Here is a 19,290-nt window from a genome sequence, read left to right as displayed (position 1 = left end):
TCTAAGCGCGAAGCCTGCCTCAAGATGAGATTTCCCAATTCGTAAGACCCCTGGAAGAACACCAGGTTGATAGGCTCGGGGTGGAAGCGCGGCAACGTGTGCAGCTGACGAGTACTAATCGGTCGAGGGCTTATCCTAAATTCACAGATTCGATGATTGTTTCACCCGCTTTGTTTCGCATCCGGTTTTCAAGGCGCAAGCGTGCAACGCGTTGCTTTGCAACGCTGCCTGCCAGCTGACGAGTACTAATCGGTCGAGGGCTTATCCTAAATTCACAGATATCGATGATCGTTTCACCCGCTTTGTTTCGCATCCAGTTTTCAAGGCGCAAGCGTGCAACGCGTTGCTTCGCAACGCTGCCTGCACACATGCGGGCTGTGACGATTTCATCGCACAGTAGGCGCAAGCCTTGTACAAGTCTGCTTTGCAATGCCGTGCATTGCTTCCTGCAGCAACTGTCTGGTAATAATGGCGGAGGGGTTCCACGCGTTCCCATCTCGAACACGACCGTTAAGACCTCCAGCGCCGATGGTACTTGGACCGCAGGGTCCTGGGAGAGTAGGACGTTGCCAGGCCAAAGCAAAGACACCTTCTAATGAAGGTGTTTTTTTGTTGTGTCCAAAACAACGGGTCTGACGCCCGCTATTGGCTTACACACACGAAGAAACTTACTTGTAACGGGTCGCAGGTCCGCTATTTCGGAAAAACAATGCCGCCGCAGCCTCGCATCTGCGATTAACGACGCGTCATGCCCGCTATCTGCCTACACAGTCGCAAAAACTTCCTCATAACGGATTGCCTGGCCCTCTATCTCTGCAACACTAAGTGTCATCCCGCGAGAATACGTGGATGGATCTAAAGGCAAGCTCAGCAAAGAATTTCACGAAGAAAGTTACTTTTAGCACTAACTGTCAGATGTTATGATCAAATATGATACATATGTAATTGAACAATAGAGGGGATGTCCCATGAACAACGGAGCTTCATTTTATTTCATCCTAATCGTAGTAGCAGCGCTTGTAATCTGGCGGAGAACCCGCAGCATGTATCGGCCGATAAAGGGAAATGGCAGACGCATTCTATTTCCCGTCGTCTTTTTCTTTCCGAGTATCAGCATGTACTTCAATCCTGCTGTACACGTGCATCTGATGGAAGGCGTAGTGGCTGTGTGCTTGGGCTTTGTTCTCTCCATCCCACTGATATGGACCACGAATTATGAGGTCCGCGAGGACAATCAGATCTACGCTAAGAAAAATACCGCTTTTATCTTTGCATTTATGGCGGTGCTCGCGATTCGCTTTTTCCTTCGTACTCATTTGGATACCATTGACCCCCAAACGCTTACAGCATTGTTCCTGTTAGTAGCTGTCAGTTACGTAGTCCCCTGGAGGGTCATCTCTTATCTGAAGTTTCGCAAAATATATCTCGGTCTCCACACACAGACCGCAACGTAATTACGACTCCGCCAGCTTAGTGATATTAAACCACTTTCCCGGAAAGCCTATATACCCGAAGCTGAAAAACTGGGTAGTTCAGGACAAGGGGATGATTTAACATGAATAGCGGGAACATCGTCGCGGAAATCCGAAAGCGTGCGGTCAGATTAAGCAGCGACGACGATCTGGATACAATCATTCAAGCGGTCGGCGATGCGGACTATGTACTGCTTGGTGAAGCATCCCATGGTACCTCGGAATTTTATACGATACGGGCGGAATTATCTAAACGGTTAATTCGGGAAAAGGGTTTTTCTTTTATCGCAGTGGAAGGCGACTGGCCGTCCTGTTACACGTTGAACCGCTACATTAAGCATTACCCTGATTCTGCCGACAACGTGCGGGATGCCCTTCTTGATTTCAACCGCTGGCCTACGTGGATGTGGGCAAACCTGGAGATCATGGATTTCGCGGAGTGGCTCTATGAGCATAATCAAGACAGAGCGGACGGGAGACAAGTGGGATTTTACGGGCTGGATGTGTACAGCCTGTGGGAGTCCATGTCTGAAATCGTGAAACACTTGGAGAACACCGGATCACCGGAATTGGAAACGGCCAAAAAAGCATTCTCGTGCTTTGAACCTTACAGCCGTGATCCGCAAACATACGGAGTATCCGCAGCATTTTTGTCCGAATCGTGCGAAGATGAAGTGGTCAAGCTTCTCACCGAGCTGCAGACCAAAAGGAAACGCGCCGATCAGGACAGCGAAGCCGCGCTGAGCGATGAACTCAATGCGCTTGTTGCCGTCAACGCCGAGCGTTACTATCGGGCCATGGTGCGCGGCGGCCCTGAATCATGGAACATACGGGACCGCCATATGGGGGAGGCTCTTAATCGTATCACCACGTTCCATGGCACGGGAGCCAAAGCTATTGTGTGGGAACACAATACCCATATCGGAGATGCCAGAGCGACGGACATGGCGGCGGACGGCATGGTAAACGTCGGTCAATTGGTTCGTGAGGAACAAGGAGCTCACCGGGTTTTCGCTGTAGGCTTCGGCACACACCGCGGCACAGTAATTGCGGCAACCGAATGGGGTGGAGAAATTCGGGAGATGCCGGTACCGGAGGCCGTGTCGGACAGCTGGGAGGATTTGCTCCACCGCGAAGGCGCCCATGATAAAATACTCGTGTTTGACAGAAAATCAGATGAGTTTCTGGACACGCTGGGCCACAGAGCGATCGGAGTCGTCTATCATCCTCAGTACGAGCGCGGAAATTATGTGCCGTCCATCCCTGCCATGCGTTACGACGCTTTTGTTTACGTGGATGAATCGAAGGCGCTCGCCCCGCTGCGTCAAGCTGTGTTGCATGTATAACTCGCACCGCCTGTGCCTGAGCCGTTGCCGGTTCAGGCTTTTTCCGCTATGGTTGTTATAAACATATCTTTTACCAAGGAGGCATTTAGATGATCGTCTTGTTGGCGAAATATCACTGCAAGCCCGGGAGTACAGATCAGGTACAACAGTATTTACATGAAATGAAGCAACTGGTCAATCAGGCGGAGCCCGGATGTGCTCTTTATTGTGTCAGCCGCTCTCAAGAGAATCCGGATCATTTTCTGCTGTACGAGCACTATGTGGATCAAGCCGCATTTGACAGCCATAGGGAAACCCCTCACTTCAAGGAAATCATCGAGCGCAAAATAATGCCGTTATTGGAGCTCAGAGAACGGGAGTTATCCACTCTGCTGTAGTTGCTAGAAGGGAGGCGGATCACATTACCACTTCAAAAGCATATCTGGTTGCTTGGATCATTTCTCTGCTGACTTCCTTCACCTATTTTGTCTATTACATTTTCAAATTCACCTCGGGTGTACCGGTTGCCGACAGTTTATTGTTGTTTTTCATTTATTATTTGGCGTTTGTCATCCTGTTTGGCATATTTATTTATTTGCCCTGCAGATATATCAAATTACCTTCAATGAACATTGCGATTATAGCCATTGCTCTTGTCCTCTTTGTTTTCTTGCTTTTTAATGAGCTGGAGAATTTCCCGACAGGCAGCTTTTTTAACGGGAGAGCTCCTTAATTTGTGTACATAGACACAGTCCTGAACAACTGTTATTATAAAATAACAAATTGTTAAGTACTTAATTATTAGGAGGTTACAATTATTTCTGAATGGAAGCCATATCTAGATGCTGATAAGCCGGTTCAGTTGTTTTTAAGCCTATATAAAACAAATCATTTGATGGTCAAAAAGCTGGAAGAGCAGCTGCAGCAATATGATCTGACCTTGGCAAGATTGTGCGTCCTCGTATCGCTAAGCTCCTGCGGCAGGCCAATGCTTCCTTCTGAAATTAGCGATGATTTGGCGGTGACACGCGCAAATATCAGTGGACTGCTTAACGCACTTGAGAATAAAGGCTTGGTCAGTCGCGAATTCGATGCAAGCAATAGAAGAAGAGTCTTGGTACACCTCACCGAGGCAGGAACGAAACTTCTCGAACACGTATACCCGATTTACAATGAATCGATCTCCAGAGACATAACAAACAAGTTAAGCACTGACGAACAAGACACTTTAATACGTTTGGTAAAAAAGCTAGGCTAGGGGAGATAAACATGTTTAGAGGAAAAACAGTACTGATCACCGGTGCAAGTTCCGGACTTGGCCGTGAAATGTCTCTCGCCTTTGCAAAGCAAGGGGCGGTGGTCGGCACGGCCGCCAGAAGGCTGGAACGGTTGCGCTTGTTGGGGAAAGAAATTGATACTTTTGGCGGCAAAGCAGTGGTGCTACAAGTGGATGTGACAGATGAGCAGTCGCTTAAAGCCGGTTTAGATGTTTTACTCGATCAGACCGGCAGACTTGATGTTTTGATCAATAATGCCGGTACAGGTATTTTTGGCAGGACACCTAGTCAACGGGAATATAAGCTAATTTATGATACTAATGTTCACGCTGTTTATCAGCTTTCAGAGTTAGCTTTGCCCTATTTGCAACAGACAGGAGGAAATATCATCAATATCGGCTCTTCGGTCACGGAGCGCCCGTTTGCCGGAGAATTGGTGTATACCGCGACAAAAGGGGCCGTCAAGGCTTTAACTTCTGCAATGGCGGCTACATATGGCAAAAGAGGAGTGCGGGTTAACTTGATTCAACCTGGTGTGGTTGCCTCTGAATTTAACGTAACCGCAGGACTCCCGCCGGAACTGGATGATATGGTTTATACCAAGTCCGCCGATCTGAACGCGCTTGCAACCACAGGCGAACCTTGCGATGTTGCTGAAGCTGCCCTCTTTTTAGCGTCGGATCGAGCTAGATTTATTACAGGAGAAGTATTAAAGGTGGATGGCGGTTTAACACTTGCTGCCATAAATACGTAAAATAATATTTTTCTGTACAAAGAAATTTTTATGATATAAAATGAGGCCATAACCTTAACTTTAATGTTTTATTAGGAGCTCATCTGATGCTGGAACTTTTACAAGACAAAACGTACATACGCTATTGGATAGCTGTCGTCGTATCATTTCTCGGTGATGCCATAACCCTTACCTCAATTGTCTATCTTGTCGGCGTGCAAAGCGGCAGCGTAATGCTCATCTCTTTTGCGCTATTGGCTCAATTGCTGCCATCCGTGCTGCTAGGACCCTTAATCGGACCGCTTATCGACCGTTGGAATCGAAGAACGGTTCTCGTAGCCGCGGATATTTACAGGCTGGTTATCGTCCTTTTAATGATCCCTTTTCAGCACTCCCCTCTGGCGTTAATCGGGCTGCTTTTTCTGCAGGGGATAGGGACCGGCTTTTTCGACCCCGCCCGGATCGCATCCGTCCCGACGATTGCCGGCGCAGAGCGTATCCCGCAGGCGATCGCCGTTTTTCAAAGCACTGCCGCTGTAATCAGGTTCTCCGGCCCTGTGTTCGCCGGCATTATGCTCTCCTATGTGTCCGTGTCGGCCGTGTTCATCTATGACTCAGTATCCTTCCTCATATCTGCGCTGCTCCTTGCTAGTCTAAAAGTCCTGAACACGAAAGCCAAGCCGCGGCCAGGATCACATCTGCTTACGGATATGGTCGAGAGCATGTGGACATTATTCCGGCACGAAATGCTCCGCCCTTTACTGCTCCTGCTGATGCCTGTAATGGCGGTGATCGGGATTCTGATTACAAATTTCAAAGAGTTGATGATACATGTGTTTCGTCTTAATTCACTTCAATACGGCTGGGCAGAAGCGTTGTTCGCGTTGGGACTGGCAACAGGCGCCTTGTTCGGACCCCGCCTGTTGAGGCGCTATACACCTGCAGGATTGATGCGCTCGTCGCTTTTAGTCGTTGCTTTCGCCAGTATGGCAGCTTGGATTCTGCCGGAACTCAAGGGAGCGGTTGGATTGCTGCCGGTATTTGCTTGGAGCCTGCTGCTGGGCTTCGGCGAATCGCTGCTTCATGTGCCGAGCGCAAATCTGCTGCTGCAGCAGATGCCGGAAGAATTCCGAGGCAGGGGAATCGCGCTTTCCAACTCTATTCTTAACGGGTGCTTCGCTGCCGGATTTCTGGCGGGAGGAGGCGCTTCCGAAGCGTCCGGTAATATAAATTTTTTTATTCTGGCCGGTGTGATTCTACTATTCCTCTTCACATTTTATAGAACTGCAGGTGCAATTCTGCACAGCGGTAGTACGGCTAAAGGATAAAGTCCTGATAACAAAAAAATTTCAGCCTCCCGAAGGGGAGGCTCTTTTACTTTTAATGGGAATAATCATTGTAGTTACGACAGATTATCATTATAAACGACATTTTTCGACATAAAAATTTACGCAACCGAAGCATAATGCTGAACCGAGTTTATTCTTGTTGGACTTGCAGACAGAAAAAAAGATGAAAGCGGTATAAAAAAAAGTTTTGCGAATATTCATGAAACTAGTTATTATTCTTAATAGGCATCCTAAAATTGCCATTATAAATAATCAGGAGGGTGAATGAATGACAAGAAGTTTTAGAAAGGGTCTGTCGTTTTTCTCAGTTCTGGCTTTACTCGCAACATTGTTAGCTGCGTGCTCCGGGAATAAAACACCGGAATCCTCGCCATCCGGTTCGGCTTCGCCGACTCCGTCAGCCAGCGCATCATCTCCATCCCCATCTGCTTCAGCTAGTGCTGAAGGCCCAGTGGATGGCGGAACGCTGACGGTCAGCACGTTCTCTGACATTGTCGCTGTAAACCCTCTTTTCGTCGGTGATACATCTTCCGGCGACCTGGAGACCCTCATTTTCGCTAAGCTTTATGATTTGGACCGCAACGCCAACCTGACGGCTGAACCTTGGTCGCTGGCTGCAGAGCTGCCACAGATCAGTGCGGACGGCTTGACTTACACGATCAAACTGAAGACCACTCCGAAATGGACGGACGGCAAACCTGTAACTGCGGACGACGTTATCTTCACCTTCGATACGGCACGCAATGCGGATGCGGGTTCTCCTTTAGTCAGTCAATACGATAAGATCGAAAAGATGACTAAAGTTGACGATCAAACCGTTGAAATTAAATTGAAACAGGTTTATGCGCCTTTCCAATACGCGCTGTACCAATCAATAGTTCCGGCACACGTCTTGAAAGACGTGCCGGTGAAAGAACTTAAAGAGCATACTTATGGCGTCGATCCTGCCAAAACGGTTACAAGCGGACCGTGGAAATGGACGGAATGGAAGAAAGGGCAATACATCGCAGTCGAATCTTACCCGGAATACTGGGGTGAGAAGAAGCCGCACATCGCGAAGGTCATTACCAAAATTTACGCCGACCAACAAACGGAAGTTCAAGCTCTGATGAAGGGCGACGTCGATATGACGCAAGCGATTCCGCTTACGCAAATCGAAGCCGTCAAAAAAGACGAGGACATCACCGTTATCTTGGCACCAGGCCCTCAATACGAATACGTACAATTCAACTTCAAAGACGAGAACTTCCCTGACAAGTATTCTCCATTCAAAGGACAGAAAACCCGTCAGGCGATCGCCTACGCTTTGAACCGTCAAGGCATGGTCGATAACGTACTGAAAGGTTCGGGCGCATTGATGAACTCGCCGTTCCTGCCGGGCTCATGGGCAGATCCAGGCGACGCAGCGGTGAATTACGAGTACAGCGCAGATAAAGCCAAAGCTTTGTTGGCTGAAGATGGCTGGAAACCAGGCAAAGACGGAATTCTTGAGAAAGACGGACACCGCTTCTCCTTCGAGCTTCAATACAACTCGGGTAACAGCCGTCGTGAAGGTGTCTCCGCAATCATTCAACAAAACTTGAAGGATGTCGGCATTGAGGTCAAACCGAGAGGTATTGACTTCGCCACATGGATCGACCAGAACATCACTCCAGGTAAATTCCCTGCAATTTTGCTTGGCTGGTCGCTTACGAACCCGGATCCGGATGCAGAGAGCATTTTCTCCTCCAAATACTTCCCGCCTGCAGGACAAAACGGCGGCTGGTATGTAAACGAGAAGCTCGACGAGATGTGGGTCAAAGGGCAGCAAGTGATCGATCAAGCGGAAAGAGCGAAGATCTATAAAGAAATCGGTAAAGAAATTTCTATCGATTTGCCATATGTCTTCTTGTATCAGTACGGCTTGCCGCAAGGCGTCAATACTAAGGTTGTAAAATGGGCGGAAGACGATCGTCCAGAGTCGCAATTGGCATACGGCTACCTGTTCCATGCCATTAACTGGTGGGTAGACAGAAAATAATATAACTTCATAATGGCAATCTAGCAGGGGAAGGACCATGAGGCCCTTCCCCTGTTCTAGGGAAAGGAGGATGCGGGATGACTGAGTATTTGATACGCCGTTTGGTGCAGTCCGTGTTAGTGCTTTTTTTAATTTCGATTCTTTCGTTTTTTAATGATCCATGCAGCCCCGGGCGGACCCACCCAAATCTTTCTCGCCCCGGGATTATCGCCAGAAGCTGGAGAAATTCAAGCGCACAATCTGGGACTTGACCGTCCCATTCCCGAACAGTACATCAAATGGCTTGGGAATTTCCTGCAAGGCGATTTGGGTAAAACCTTCAAAAATAATATCCCCGTGGGAGATCTTCTTTGGCCGACGGTGGGCAACACAATGGTATTAATGGGTGCGGCATGGCTCGTCTCGCTTCTCATAGCTATACCATGGGGCATTTATAATAGTACAAGAGAATATGGTCTTTCCGACCAGACTGCATCGTTCATTTCGTATCTGGGCTTTGCGATGCCTACCTTCTGGTTCGGTATTATCTTGCAGCAGTTTTTCGCCATGAAGCTGGATCTTCTGCCTCTGTCCGATATGTGGACGATGGGCGAGGAAGGCAATTTGTCAGATTTATTCCTCCATCTTGTTTTACCTGTAACCGTTCTCTCAATTACCTTTTTAGCCGCTTACGTCAAGTATTCCCGGGCAAGTATGCTCGAGGTATTGAATCAGGATTATATTCGAACGGCTCGAGCCAAAGGGCTGAAGGAACGTAAAGTCGTATTCCGGCATGCGTTACGGAATGCTTTGATCCCAATCATCACCATTCTCGGCCTGGATTTGCCTATTCTTGTCGGGGGCGCAGCGCTTACGGAAAGCGTGTTTAACTGGCCTGGAATGGGCAGGCTTTTCGTGGAAATGGCGGTCTCCAGGGAGTATTCGGTTCTGATGTCCATTACGCTGGTCGTCTCTGTAATGGTCGTCATCGGCAACCTGATCGCGGATATTCTGTACGCAATTGTCGATCCGCGCGTCCAATTCGGACAAGGAGGGTCGGCGTCATGAGTGACTCGAATCTTCAGCAGCCTGTTACCACAGGGAATTGGCCGGGAACTCCGGCGGCACCGGAAGTTCCTGCGCCCGACAAACGTCCGCCGGGACCATGGAAGACGGCTTGGAAGAAATTTATCCACAATCCGTTTGCGGTGGTCGGACTTTTTATATTGCTTATCTTTATCCTGGCGGCAGTGTTCGCCAATCTGATTGCTCCATACGATCCTACCCGGATTGACTTGATGTTTGCGAATTTGCCGCCGGGTACTGACGATCATTTGCTTGGAACGGATGAGCTGGGACGGGATATCTTCTCACGGCTTGTTCACAGCAGTCGAATCTCGCTTACGGTCGGTTTTGCCGTTGCCTTTGTATCTGTGGTAGTCGGCACACTGATCGGCGCAATTTCCGGATATTTCGGCGGATGGATCGACACGATTTTCATGCGTTTTGTGGATGTCATGTATTCCATTCCATCGCTGTTTCTCAATATTTTGATCCTGGCCATTTTCGGTTCTGATATGACTTATATGATTTTGGTGTTGGCATTCACCAGCTGGATGGGTGTAGCCCGGCTTGTGCGGGGCAGCTATTTGCAGCTTCGCGAGATGCAGTATGTCGAAGCGGCCAAAGCGATCGGCGTTTCCAGCTGGGGCATCATTTTCGGACATCTTCTCCGTAACGCATCCGCGCCGATCATTGTTAACGCTACTCTGATGGTCGGCGGAGCGATTCTCAGCGAATCGGCGTTATCGTATCTCGGCTTGGGCGTGCAAAATCCCGACACGAGCTGGGGCCTCATGCTCAGCAACGCTCAGGAATTCATGCTGATTGATCCTCTGCAGGCTCTCTATCCGGGCTTGTGCATCTTGATTGTAGTTTTAGCCGTCAACTTTATCGGTGACGGTATCCGGGACGGTTTGGATCCCAAGAAGACGACGATCCCTCGAAGGAGGCTGGACCAGTGGCGGAAAAAATACTCGAAATCAGGAACTTGACAGCCGGCTTTCTGTCGGATAAAGGCCTGGCCAAAGCGACGGATCGGGTTCACCTGGAACTTGAAAAAGGGAAGACGCTATGTGTGGTCGGAGAATCGGGAAGCGGCAAGAGCGTGACCGCTTTGTCGATCATGCGGCTGCTCGATTATGCCGGCGGAGTGATCGCTGATGGAGAAGTATTGTTTAATGGACAAAATTTGGTAAGCAAGCAGCAGAAAGAAATGTTGAAAATACGCGGAAACCAGATCACGATGATCTTTCAGGATCCGATGTCGGCGCTCAACCCCGTATTTACGGTAGGCGAACAAATCGCCGAAACGCTCCGGATTCACAAAAACTTACCGGAAAAAGAAGCATGGCGGCAATCTGTTGATATGCTTCGCAAAGTCAAAATACCGGATCCGGAAATTCGTGCCAAACAGTATCCTTACGAAATGTCGGGCGGCATGTGTCAGCGGGTGGTCATCGCTATGGCGCTCGCCTGCAATCCGGAGCTGCTCATCGCGGATGAGCCGACGACGGCACTGGATGTTACGGTGCAAGCCCAGATTCTTGAGCTGCTTCTTCAGTTGAAGAGGGAGTTCCGGATGTCCATGCTGCTCATTACGCATGACATGGGAGTGGCGGCCGAAGTCGCTGACCGGATCGCGGTTATGTATGCCGGTGCCGTTGTAGAGGAAGGCACTGTGGCGGAAATATTCGAACGGCCTCGTCACCCTTATACGATCGGACTTTTACAATCGATTCCAGGCTTGGAGGGCGATCGCGGAGGAGAATTGTATACCATCAAAGGTACGATTCCGAAGATCGATCAGATTCCGACCGGCTGCCGATTTCATCCGCGTTGTCCTTATGCGATGGACATCTGCCGGCAGAACGAACCGCCGCTGCGCGAGTCGAATACCGGACATAAGGCGGCGTGCTGGCTCGATGACACCGGCGAAGATGATCCGCGTCCCGGAAAGCCGAACACCAGGGAAACCAAGGTGACCATCATGAGCAGACCGGAGGTGGCGCAGTCGTGAGTGTAGACCTTAAGACAGAGACAAGCCCGATTGTGAGTACCGATTACCTGATTGAAGCAAAAAATATAAAAAAAATATTTTCCGATCAAAACCGGGCTGCTGAACCGTGTGGTCGGTCAGGTGAAAGCCGTAGACGATGTCTCGTTCGGCATCCGCGCAGGCGAAACTTTCGGATTGGTCGGTGAATCCGGGTGCGGCAAATCCACGCTGGCGCGGCTAATGCTGAAGCTCAAGAGGCTGACGGACGGGGATATCCTGTTCGAGGGAAACAATATTGACAAGGTTGGGTCCCGTGAACTCAGAGAGCTTCGCCAAGAAATGCAAATCATTTTCCAGGATCCTTACGGATCTCTGAATCCCAGATTCCTCGTTAAGGATGTTATCGCCGAACCGCTGCGTGTTCACCGGCGGATGTCTGCAAAACAAGTAGACGAGCGTGTCGTGGAGCTTATGGAGCTGGTCGGACTGGACGCCAACCGCCGTAACCGCTACCCGCATGAATTCTCCGGCGGGCAGCGCCAGCGGATCGGTATCGCCAGGGCAATTGCCTTGAATCCGAAGTTCATTGTCGCCGATGAAGCGGTATCCGCATTGGACGTCTCCGTTCAGTCACAGGTACTGAACCTGCTGACGAGATTGCAAAAAGAACTTGGACTCACCTACCTGTTCATCGCTCACGGACTCAATGTGGTACGCCATATTTCGGATCGGATCGGTGTCATGTATCTGGGCAAGATGGTCGAGGTCGCGCGGACGGATGACTTGTTCGCTCATCCGATGCATCCTTACACGGCGGTGCTTCTGTCCGCCATACCGCACCCTTCGCCAACGCGTCAGAAGGAACGGATTATTTTGCAGGGTGATGTTCCGTCACCGGCTAACCCGCCTTCCGGGTGCCGTTTTCACACTCGCTGCCCGTTCGCACAGGATCGCTGTGTGACGGAAGAACCTAAGCTGGAGACGCTGGCTCCGGACCGGCAGGTGGCTTGCCACTTCCCGCTTTAAAGCAGCGTACCATGAGAAGCTGTCTAAAGTGAGACAACCTCACTGTTAGACGGCTTCTTTCTTTTCATTCAGCCGGTTAAGACAGGAGAAACACCGCTTTTTGCCGAATAGGTAATTTGAACATGGAGTATTTCTCCGATTAGCGGCATTCTGTTGTAAAAGTACATCCGATACTCTATTCTTTATCTAACTATGAAGAGGAAAAGCGAGTGATTGCACATGGCTAGAGTCGGCCCGAAATTAAATCAGTCGAACACGTTGCTGATGATATCGAGCATATATACTTCCCTCACGAAAGCGGAGAAAAAGGTGGCGGACTTCGTCAAGAGCAACCCCGAGGAATCCGTACTGGCAACCGTCACCGACTTATCCGAGCAGGCCGGCGTCGGCGAGACTTCGGTCATCCGGTTTTGTCGGAAATTAGGCTTCCGCGGCTTTCATGAGTTCAAGCTGTCGGTCGCACAGGACCTGGTCGATCGTCCTCCGTCGTTGTCCAACATGGAGATCGAAGAAGAGGACGACGTATTTACGGTTGCCCGCAAAGTGACGATGAAACACGAAATGTTGATCAAGAATACGCTGGATCTCGTGAATGTAGAGAGCCTCACATCCGCAGTGGACAAAATGTTGGCCGCGAAAAGAATATTCGTGTACGGTGTCGGTTCGTCCGGCATTACGGCGCTCGATCTGCATTACCGTCTTATGCGTCTTGGCATGAGCGTGGAGGTGCAGCGAGATTCGCACATTATTGCGATGTCGGCCGCGCTGGTAGGCAAAGGGGATCTAGTCTTCGGCATTTCCACTTCAGGCAGTACGCGGGATCTCGTGGACCCGGTTCGCCAAGCCAAGCTGAACGGAGCCGTTGTCATCTGTCTGACCAGCCACCTTCGTTCCCCGATTGCCGCTCACGCGGACACCGTTCTCCTGGTGCCTTCCAAAGAACTTCCGATGGAAGGTGGGGCGTTATCCACGAAATTCACTCAAATTCATATTCTGAATATCCTTACAACGCTTATATCCATGAAAAAGGACACGGCAGACCAATCCTTAGAGAAAACAGCCAGATCGGTTGCGGACAAACTCTATTAAAACTTCACAGTTTTGCATGCCAGGCACGGTCAACTGAATCGTGCCTTTTTGAAATGGATTTTTATTTCTAAAAGTATTTATATACTGGAGTAACTATTTATATTATGTTACGATGTAGCCATCATTGAATGCGGTTTCAGAAGGGCGATGGTGATGAGACAAACAGCAGACATAATCGTGCTTGGCGGAGGATTGGGCGGTTGCGCCGCGGCCTTGTCCGCAGCGAGAATGGGGCTGAGCGTGATCGTCACGGAAGAGACGGATTGGCTCGGCGGTCAGCTGACCAGCCAGGCGGTGCCTCCGGATGAGCATTCGGCGATCGAAAGCTTCGGCTGTACCCGCACCTATCGAGAGTTTCGCGATAGAGTGCGCCGCTATTATAAGGATAATTACCCTTTGAAGGAAGAAGCCCGTGCTAATGAAGCGTTAAATCCCGGCAACGGCTGGGTCAGCCGTCTATGTCATGAGCCGAAAACAGCGCTCCGTGTCATAGAGGATATGATGGTGCCTTACGTGAGCAGCGGGCGAATCGTCGTCTACTATGGCTATCGGCCTGTGAATGCTGTAACCAAGGATGATATCGTGGAATCGGTCACTGTTCGCCATATGTTGAGCGGTACTGAAATGACATTGCAAGGCGGCTGTTACTTGGATGCGACTGAATGCGGAGATTTACTTCCCCTCGCCGGTGTCGAGTATGTCACGGGCGCAGAAGCGAAGAGTGAAACCGGTGAACCGCATGCTGCCGACAAGGCGGATCCTTTGGACATCCAGTCGATCACTCACGTTTTTGCGCTGGAATATGTGGAAGGCGGCAGCTTCACGATTGACAAGCCGGAGCAATACGATTTCTGGCGTTCGTATGTTCCGAAATTTTCGAGTTTTCCTCTGCTGAGCTGGATGGTGCCGGATGTCCATTCCGAAGATCAAGTGAAGCATTTCAATTTTCTGCCGGACGGCATGGATCCGATGCCTCTGTGGACTTATCGGAGAATCATAGACGCTTCTCTATTCGAAGATGGATTATATGAAAGCGACATTACCCTCGTGAATTGGCCTCAGAACGATTATTTCTTAGGACCGGTTTACGAGGTGTCGGAGGAAGAAAGGCGCAGCAACTTGGAAGGCGCAAGGCAGCTTAGCCTTTCGCTGGTCTACTGGCTGCAGACGGAAGCTCCGCGGCCGGACGGAGGACGGGGTTATCCGGGGCTGCGGCTGCGGCCGGATGTGATGGGTACGCCGGACGGCTTGGCTAAGTATCCTTATATTCGTGAATCCAGGCGGATCAAAGCGCGATATACCATTACGGAAAACGACGTAAGCAAGGAGCTTCGCGGAAGTGAGGGCATTCGCCGTTATGCAGACAGCGTAGGCGTGGGCAGCTATTACCTCGATCTTCATCCGACGACCGGATCGAACCGGATGTTCTTTATTCCCAGCTATCCTTATGAAATTCCACTCGGCGCTTTACTGCCAATCCGCGTCAAAAATGTGCTCCCGGCATGCAAAAATATCGGAACGACACAGATTACGAACGGCTGCTACCGCCTCCATCCGACGGAGTGGAACATCGGGGAGTCTGCCGGTTTCTTGGCCGCATACGCAGTGAGCAATGGGCTGGTGCCGCACCAGGTTCAAGATGACCCTGCGCATCTCGCCGCCTTTTTGGAATTGCTTCAAGAGCAAGGAATTCAGACCCATTGGCCGGAAGACATGCAACTGTAGGAAGGAGAGCCGCGATGGACTATGCAATCGGAGTCGATATCGGAGGCACGAAAATTCAGTTTGCGGCGGTGGATACGGAAGGGAACATTGTTCAGCGGCATCTCATTCCTACGGAAGCGAAGCTTGGACCGCAGCAGGTCATCGATAAGGTGATGAACGGCATTGAGCGTATTGCCGCGGCGATGAACTCTTCGGATGTTGCAGCCGGCATTGGAGTCGGCAGCGCGGGGCAGATTGATTTTCACACAGGTGAAGTCGTGTTTGCGGGAGAGACGCTCCCCGGCTGGACGGGTATGCCGATCAGACGGCATGTGGAAGAACGATTCGGCAAGCCGACTTTCGTAGACAACGACGTCAATGTGATCGCGGTGGCGGAGAAGGAATTCGGAGCGGGAAAGCAATTCAGCAGCTTCATCTGTCTCGCTTTAGGCACCGGAGTCGGCGGAGCATTGTGGAATCCGGCCGGCTGGTACGCGGAGCGTTCGGAGGAGCGGGCGAGCTTGGCCATGTTTCCGTCGATTTCGACGGTCCTTTATGCGGATGCGGGAATAACGGGTGTTTAGAGTTGTATGCCTCCGGCACCGGAATAGCCCGAATGGGCAGGGAAATGCTGGAGGCCTGCAGGGACGAGATAAGCTGGCAGCCGCATTCGAGAGACATCATTCAAGCATGGCTGCAAGGCGATCGAATGGCGTCCGAGCTGATGGATCGCGTCCTGCGAGCTTTGGGGGCTGCGGTCGCGGGATTCATACATATTTTTAATCCGGAAGCAGTCATGATCGGAGGCGGCGTTTCGGAAACCGGCCCGGTTTTTTTCGATGCGCTGTATAAGCAAGTGCAGAAGCGCACTACCCCCGGGATGCTGAACGTATGCCGCCTTCTGCCCGCTTATGTCGGCGCCGATGCCGGAGTCATCGGGGCGGCCGCTCAAGTCTGGCATTACGCTGGCAATCGATAAGAATATAAAGGGAGAGATAGATTGATGAAAAAAAATGAATGTTGCTATTATTGGTGCGGGATCGATATCGGAGGTTCATTTTAACGCTTATGCCAATAATCCCGATGTTACCCTCTACGCTGTCTGTGATCTGAACAGAGAACGCGCGCAAGCGAAAGCGGACAAATACGGCGCCGGGAAAGTATTCACCGATTACCGGGAGCTGCTTGCAGATCCCGAAATCGACGCCGTGAGCGTCTGCACTTGGAACAACTCTCATGCGGAAATCAGTATAGCCGCGGTCGAGGCGGGCAAGAACGTGTTGGTAGAGAAGCCTCTCTGTAAAACCGTCGAAGAAGCCGAGAAAGTGGAGGCCGCTGTACGTAAATCCGGCAAGCTCCTTCAGGTCGGGTTTGTGCGCCGTTACAGCTCGAATACGAAAATCTTGAAACGCTTCCTTGAGGCGGGCGACTTGGGAGAAATCTATTACGCGAAAGCCAGCTGTATCAGAAGATTGGGTAATCCGGGCGGCTGGTTCTCCGATAAGGAACGTTCCGGCGGCGGACCTCTGATCGATCTGGGCGTGCATATCATAGACCTGTGCTGGTATTTGATGGGCAAACCGAAAGTGGCATCCGTCAGCGGCAATGTATACAATCGTCTCGGCAATCGGGCCAATGTGCAAAACCTGTCTTTCTACCAAGCTTCCGATTACGATGCAAGCAAAAATACCGTCGAGGATTTGGCCAACGCTGTCATCCGCTTCGAGAACGGGGCTTCGCTCCTCGTGGATGTCAGCTTTACGCTGCATGCCAAGCAAGATGAGCTTTACGTCAAAGTGTTCGGAGACAAGGGAGGGGCGGAAATCGAACCGGAATTGTTCCTCGTTGGCGAGAAGCACGACACAATTCTGAACATGACTCCTCAGGTGGATCATTTGTCATTTAACTTTACCGAAGCCTTCCAAAGCGAGATTGACCATTTCGTAGATTCATGCTTGGGCAGGAAAGAGACGCTCAGCCCAGTTGAGGACGGCGTGGAGATGATGAAGATATTGTGCGGAATCTACGAGTCGGCGGAGAAAGGGCATGAAATCCGGTTCGATCGGTAAAAAAGAAAGCAGCCGGTCCAGGTGGCGTCGAGGAGGGACGGAGCTGTGAAAATTCATTTTCTCGGGACTGCGGCGGCTGAAGGCTTTCCCGCTTTGTTCTGCCGGTGCCCGCATTGCGCGAAAGCGCGCAAGTCGGGAGGTCGGAACATTCGCACCCGAAGCTCTGCGATCATTGACGATGTATTGAAAATCGATTTTCCGCCCGACACGCTCCACCATGTGCTCCGCGACGGACTGGATCTCGGCCTTGTGCAAGATCTGTTCGTGACGCATACGCATATGGATCATCTGAGGGCGGAAGAGCTCGAGATGCGGCTGCCGGTGTTCGCACACGGCTTGGATCATCCGCTTCATGTGTACGGCAATGACGCTGTCGTTCGCAAATGCCGCGACGCGGTCGGCCGTCCGGGAGACGAGCACATCGTCATCCGGAGAATCGTACCTTTCGAGACGATCGATACGGGCACCTTCATCGTGACTGCGCTGCCCGCTAATCACGACCCCGATGAAACCTGCCTGCTGTTCTTCATCGAAAAAGATGGAAAAACCGTGTTCTACGGTCACGATACCGGCTTGCTCCCCGAGGATACATGGGCATGGCTTGAACAGCGGAAACTAGACCTTGCCATCCTGGATTGCACCAATGGGAACCTGCCGTTCACCGGCAGCCATCTGAATATCGAGGCGGTGCTCGATATCCGCAATCGCCTGGGCAATCAAGCCGTTCTGCGGCCTGGCGGGCAAGTGGTCGCTACCCATTTTTCCCACAACATCGGTCTGCTGCATGACGATTTGACGGCTATTTTCGAGAAGGAAGGCATTATGGTCGCTTATGATGGTATGGTGTTGCATATCTAGCGGGATGGGGGCGCTTATCCGGTGAAGCTGATCGATTGGGGAGAAATACTGAAGCAGGAGCTTATTCAATTGGAGGAGCAGGGAATCGATGTCGCTTCTCTGCCTTTGCATGTCCGGACCGTGTCCGGATCGGATGAAGAGTTGGCCGGCAAATGCCGAGAGCTCTATGAAAGTGCGTCCTCGTGGAAAATGCGTGAGATTTACGAGTATGTCGAGCCTTCCGATTTGGTGTCCATTGAGAGAGCATCCCGGTTTCATACAGCGACGGGGTTAACAGACAGAGAGAAGCTTTTCGATCGGATTCATGGAGCCTGGCTTGGGCGTGCGGCCGGCTGCCTTCTAGGGAAACCCGTGGAAGGTTGGAACCGGAAAGAGATTCACCGGGTGCTATCTTCGTATGCGGCATATCCGCTTCGGCACTATTTTACGGATCGGTTCGCGCCGGTGGATCTTGAGCCTTGGAAGCACGAACAGTACAGCCGCTGCGCGATCGAGAATTGCTCGGGAATGCCGAGAGACGACGATACGGATTATACGATTCTGGCATTAAAAATGGTGGAAATGTTCGGCCGCGGTTTTACGACGGAGCAGGTGGCGCAGATGTGGCTTACGTATCTTCCTCCGTTGATGACGTATACGGCGGAAAGAGCGGCGTATATCAATCTGTGCGCGGGCGTGCGGATTCCACAGACGGCGTTTGTAAACAACCCTTATCGGGAATGGATCGGCGCGCAAATTCGGGCGGATCATTACGGATATATTTGCCCCGGCGACCCGGCGGGTGCGGCACGGATGGCGTATCATGACGCCGCGCTTTCCCATACCTCCAACGGAATATACGGCGCGATGTTTATCGCTGCTATGAACGCTTCGGCCTTCAGTCAGAATGAGGTGGAGAGCGTGATTCGTACGGGAATGGACCATATTCCGTCGAGTTCGCGGCTTTATGAAGCTGTCGATTGGGTTCTGAAGGTCAAAGAGGAAGAACCGGACTGGGAAAAAGCAGGCGACCGCTTGTTGGAGAGGTTCGCCGGGATGCATTGGGTTCATACGATCAACAACGCGGCGATTGTGGTTTTGGCTCTGCTTTATGGGGAGCGGGATTTGGAGAAAACGATCACGATCGCGTGATGCTAGGATTGGATACGGACTGCAATGGAGCGAGCGCCGGTTCGATTATCGGTATTCTGAGTGGAGCGAAGAGGCTTCCGGATAAGTGGACGAAGCCGCTGCACGACCGGATCGAGAGTTATATAGCGGGCGAGGGTGTGCAGTCGATCAGCAAGCTGGCGGTCAGGTCGACCGATATTGCCATGCGCGGGATGGTGTAA

General features: G+C 51.1%; 17 protein-coding genes, 2 rRNA genes and 2 pseudogenes. 20 read left to right on the top strand and 1 reads right to left on the bottom strand.

The genetic code is table 11. The features are described 5' to 3' along the window. Nucleotides 1–138, top strand: a 23S ribosomal RNA gene (locus SD71_RS07350); the annotation flags it as partial. On the opposite strand, the gene SD71_RS24410 is transcribed toward SD71_RS07350, so the two are convergent. After that, nucleotides 131–430 carry a hypothetical protein gene (locus tag SD71_RS24410; RefSeq protein ID WP_200889575.1) on the bottom strand — a complete coding sequence of 100 codons (300 nt, stop codon included), beginning with the start codon at nucleotides 428–430 and terminating at the stop codon, nucleotides 131–133. The genes SD71_RS07350 and SD71_RS24410 overlap by 8 nt on opposite strands. 28 nt (nucleotides 431–458) lie before the next feature. On the opposite strand from SD71_RS24410, the gene rrf reads away from it, so the two are divergent. The 19 genes and pseudogenes from rrf to SD71_RS22070 all read left to right on the top strand — a co-directional run bounded on the left by rrf (nucleotide 459) and on the right by SD71_RS22070 (nucleotide 19,290). Further along, nucleotides 459–575: ribosomal RNA gene (gene rrf, locus SD71_RS07340) — 5S ribosomal RNA — on the top strand. A gap of 393 nt (nucleotides 576–968) precedes the next feature. After that, complete coding sequence (locus SD71_RS07335) at nucleotides 969–1,454, top strand: cytochrome c biogenesis protein CcdC (RefSeq protein ID WP_041061613.1); 486 nt, start codon at nucleotides 969–971, stop codon at nucleotides 1,452–1,454. A 101-nt stretch (nucleotides 1,455–1,555) separates the two neighbouring features. Next, nucleotides 1,556–2,818 carry an erythromycin esterase family protein gene (locus SD71_RS07330; RefSeq protein WP_041061610.1) on the top strand — a complete coding sequence of 421 codons (1,263 nt, stop codon included), beginning with the start codon at nucleotides 1,556–1,558 and terminating at the stop codon, nucleotides 2,816–2,818. A gap of 89 nt (nucleotides 2,819–2,907) precedes the next feature. Then, nucleotides 2,908–3,195: a putative quinol monooxygenase gene (locus SD71_RS07325; protein WP_041061607.1), complete on the top strand. Its 288-nt coding sequence runs from the start codon at nucleotides 2,908–2,910 to the stop codon at nucleotides 3,193–3,195. A gap of 497 nt (nucleotides 3,196–3,692) precedes the next feature. Further along, nucleotides 3,693–4,055, top strand: a complete 363-nt coding sequence (locus SD71_RS07315) for a MarR family winged helix-turn-helix transcriptional regulator (protein WP_152619376.1) — start codon at nucleotides 3,693–3,695, stop codon at nucleotides 4,053–4,055. An 11-nt stretch (nucleotides 4,056–4,066) separates the two neighbouring features. Further along, the gene (locus tag SD71_RS07310) at nucleotides 4,067–4,828 is read left to right on the top strand and encodes an SDR family NAD(P)-dependent oxidoreductase (protein ID WP_041061597.1); all 762 of its coding nucleotides are present in this window, start codon (nucleotides 4,067–4,069) and stop codon (nucleotides 4,826–4,828) included. A gap of 86 nt (nucleotides 4,829–4,914) precedes the next feature. Next, nucleotides 4,915–6,135 (top strand): MFS transporter, encoded by a 1,221-nt coding sequence (locus SD71_RS07305; protein ID WP_041061594.1) that lies wholly within the window; start codon nucleotides 4,915–4,917, stop codon nucleotides 6,133–6,135. 289 nt (nucleotides 6,136–6,424) lie between these two features. Beyond that, complete coding sequence (locus SD71_RS07300; protein WP_041061591.1) at nucleotides 6,425–8,176, top strand: ABC transporter substrate-binding protein; 1,752 nt, start codon at nucleotides 6,425–6,427, stop codon at nucleotides 8,174–8,176. A 77-nt stretch (nucleotides 8,177–8,253) separates the two neighbouring features. After that, nucleotides 8,254–9,223: pseudogene (locus SD71_RS07295) on the top strand (ABC transporter permease). Then, a complete protein-coding gene (locus SD71_RS07290; RefSeq protein WP_041061588.1) occupies nucleotides 9,220–10,209 on the top strand; it encodes an ABC transporter permease in 990 nt (329 codons plus the stop codon). Before SD71_RS07295 ends, SD71_RS07290 begins: the two are co-directional and overlap by 4 nt. Continuing rightward, entirely contained in the window at nucleotides 10,176–11,234 is a 1,059-nt protein-coding gene (locus SD71_RS07285) for an ABC transporter ATP-binding protein (RefSeq protein WP_052476057.1), read from the top strand. Before SD71_RS07290 ends, SD71_RS07285 begins: the two co-directional genes overlap by 34 nt. A gap of 120 nt (nucleotides 11,235–11,354) precedes the next feature. Further along, the gene (locus tag SD71_RS07280; RefSeq protein ID WP_407637528.1) at nucleotides 11,355–12,239 is read left to right on the top strand and encodes an ABC transporter ATP-binding protein; all 885 of its coding nucleotides are present in this window, start codon (nucleotides 11,355–11,357) and stop codon (nucleotides 12,237–12,239) included. A 219-nt stretch (nucleotides 12,240–12,458) separates the two neighbouring features. Next, on the top strand, nucleotides 12,459–13,328 hold the full coding sequence (locus SD71_RS07275) for a MurR/RpiR family transcriptional regulator (RefSeq protein WP_041061635.1): 870 nt from the start codon (nucleotides 12,459–12,461) through the stop codon (nucleotides 13,326–13,328). Nucleotides 13,329–13,475: 147 nt separating this feature from the next. Further along, nucleotides 13,476–15,053: an FAD-dependent oxidoreductase gene (locus SD71_RS07270; protein WP_041061586.1), complete on the top strand. Its 1,578-nt coding sequence runs from the start codon at nucleotides 13,476–13,478 to the stop codon at nucleotides 15,051–15,053. A gap of 14 nt (nucleotides 15,054–15,067) precedes the next feature. Further along, nucleotides 15,068–16,011, top strand: a pseudogene (locus SD71_RS26165) (ROK family protein). Nucleotides 16,012–16,045: 34 nt separating this feature from the next. Beyond that, nucleotides 16,046–17,101, top strand: a complete 1,056-nt coding sequence (locus tag SD71_RS07260; RefSeq protein WP_041061584.1) for a Gfo/Idh/MocA family protein — start codon at nucleotides 16,046–16,048, stop codon at nucleotides 17,099–17,101. Between the two features lie 45 nt (nucleotides 17,102–17,146). Beyond that, entirely contained in the window at nucleotides 17,147–17,959 is an 813-nt protein-coding gene (locus tag SD71_RS07255) for an MBL fold metallo-hydrolase (RefSeq protein WP_041061582.1), read from the top strand. Nucleotides 17,960–17,980: 21 nt separating this feature from the next. Continuing rightward, entirely contained in the window at nucleotides 17,981–19,090 is a 1,110-nt protein-coding gene (locus tag SD71_RS07250) for an ADP-ribosylglycohydrolase family protein (protein ID WP_052476055.1), read from the top strand. After that, nucleotides 19,087–19,290 carry an ADP-ribosylglycohydrolase family protein gene (locus SD71_RS22070; RefSeq protein ID WP_152619374.1) on the top strand — a complete coding sequence of 68 codons (204 nt, stop codon included), beginning with the start codon at nucleotides 19,087–19,089 and terminating at the stop codon, nucleotides 19,288–19,290. The genes SD71_RS07250 and SD71_RS22070 overlap by 4 nt, the downstream gene beginning before the upstream one ends.

This window comes from Cohnella kolymensis, assembly GCF_000829465.1.
Lineage (GTDB): Bacteria > Bacillota > Bacilli > Paenibacillales > Paenibacillaceae > Cohnella > Cohnella kolymensis.
The sequence above is the reverse complement of the archived record's forward strand: the minus strand, read 5'-3'. Positions and strand labels throughout refer to the sequence as shown.

Coding starts and splice junctions, on each gene's coding strand:
- SD71_RS07335 (WP_041061613.1), top strand. CDS start 969: ATGAACAACGGAGCTTCATTTTATTTCATCCTAATCGTAGTAGCAGCG.
- SD71_RS07330 (WP_041061610.1), top strand. CDS start 1,556: ATGAATAGCGGGAACATCGTCGCGGAAATCCGAAAGCGTGCGGTCAGA.
- SD71_RS07325 (WP_041061607.1), top strand. CDS start 2,908: ATGATCGTCTTGTTGGCGAAATATCACTGCAAGCCCGGGAGTACAGAT.
- SD71_RS07315 (WP_152619376.1), top strand. CDS start 3,693: ATGGTCAAAAAGCTGGAAGAGCAGCTGCAGCAATATGATCTGACCTTG.
- SD71_RS07310 (WP_041061597.1), top strand. CDS start 4,067: ATGTTTAGAGGAAAAACAGTACTGATCACCGGTGCAAGTTCCGGACTT.
- SD71_RS07305 (WP_041061594.1), top strand. CDS start 4,915: ATGCTGGAACTTTTACAAGACAAAACGTACATACGCTATTGGATAGCT.
- SD71_RS07300 (WP_041061591.1), top strand. CDS start 6,425: ATGACAAGAAGTTTTAGAAAGGGTCTGTCGTTTTTCTCAGTTCTGGCT.
- SD71_RS07290 (WP_041061588.1), top strand. CDS start 9,220: ATGAGTGACTCGAATCTTCAGCAGCCTGTTACCACAGGGAATTGGCCG.
- SD71_RS07275 (WP_041061635.1), top strand. CDS start 12,459: ATGGCTAGAGTCGGCCCGAAATTAAATCAGTCGAACACGTTGCTGATG.
- SD71_RS07270 (WP_041061586.1), top strand. CDS start 13,476: ATGGTGATGAGACAAACAGCAGACATAATCGTGCTTGGCGGAGGATTG.
- SD71_RS07260 (WP_041061584.1), top strand. CDS start 16,046: ATGAATGTTGCTATTATTGGTGCGGGATCGATATCGGAGGTTCATTTT.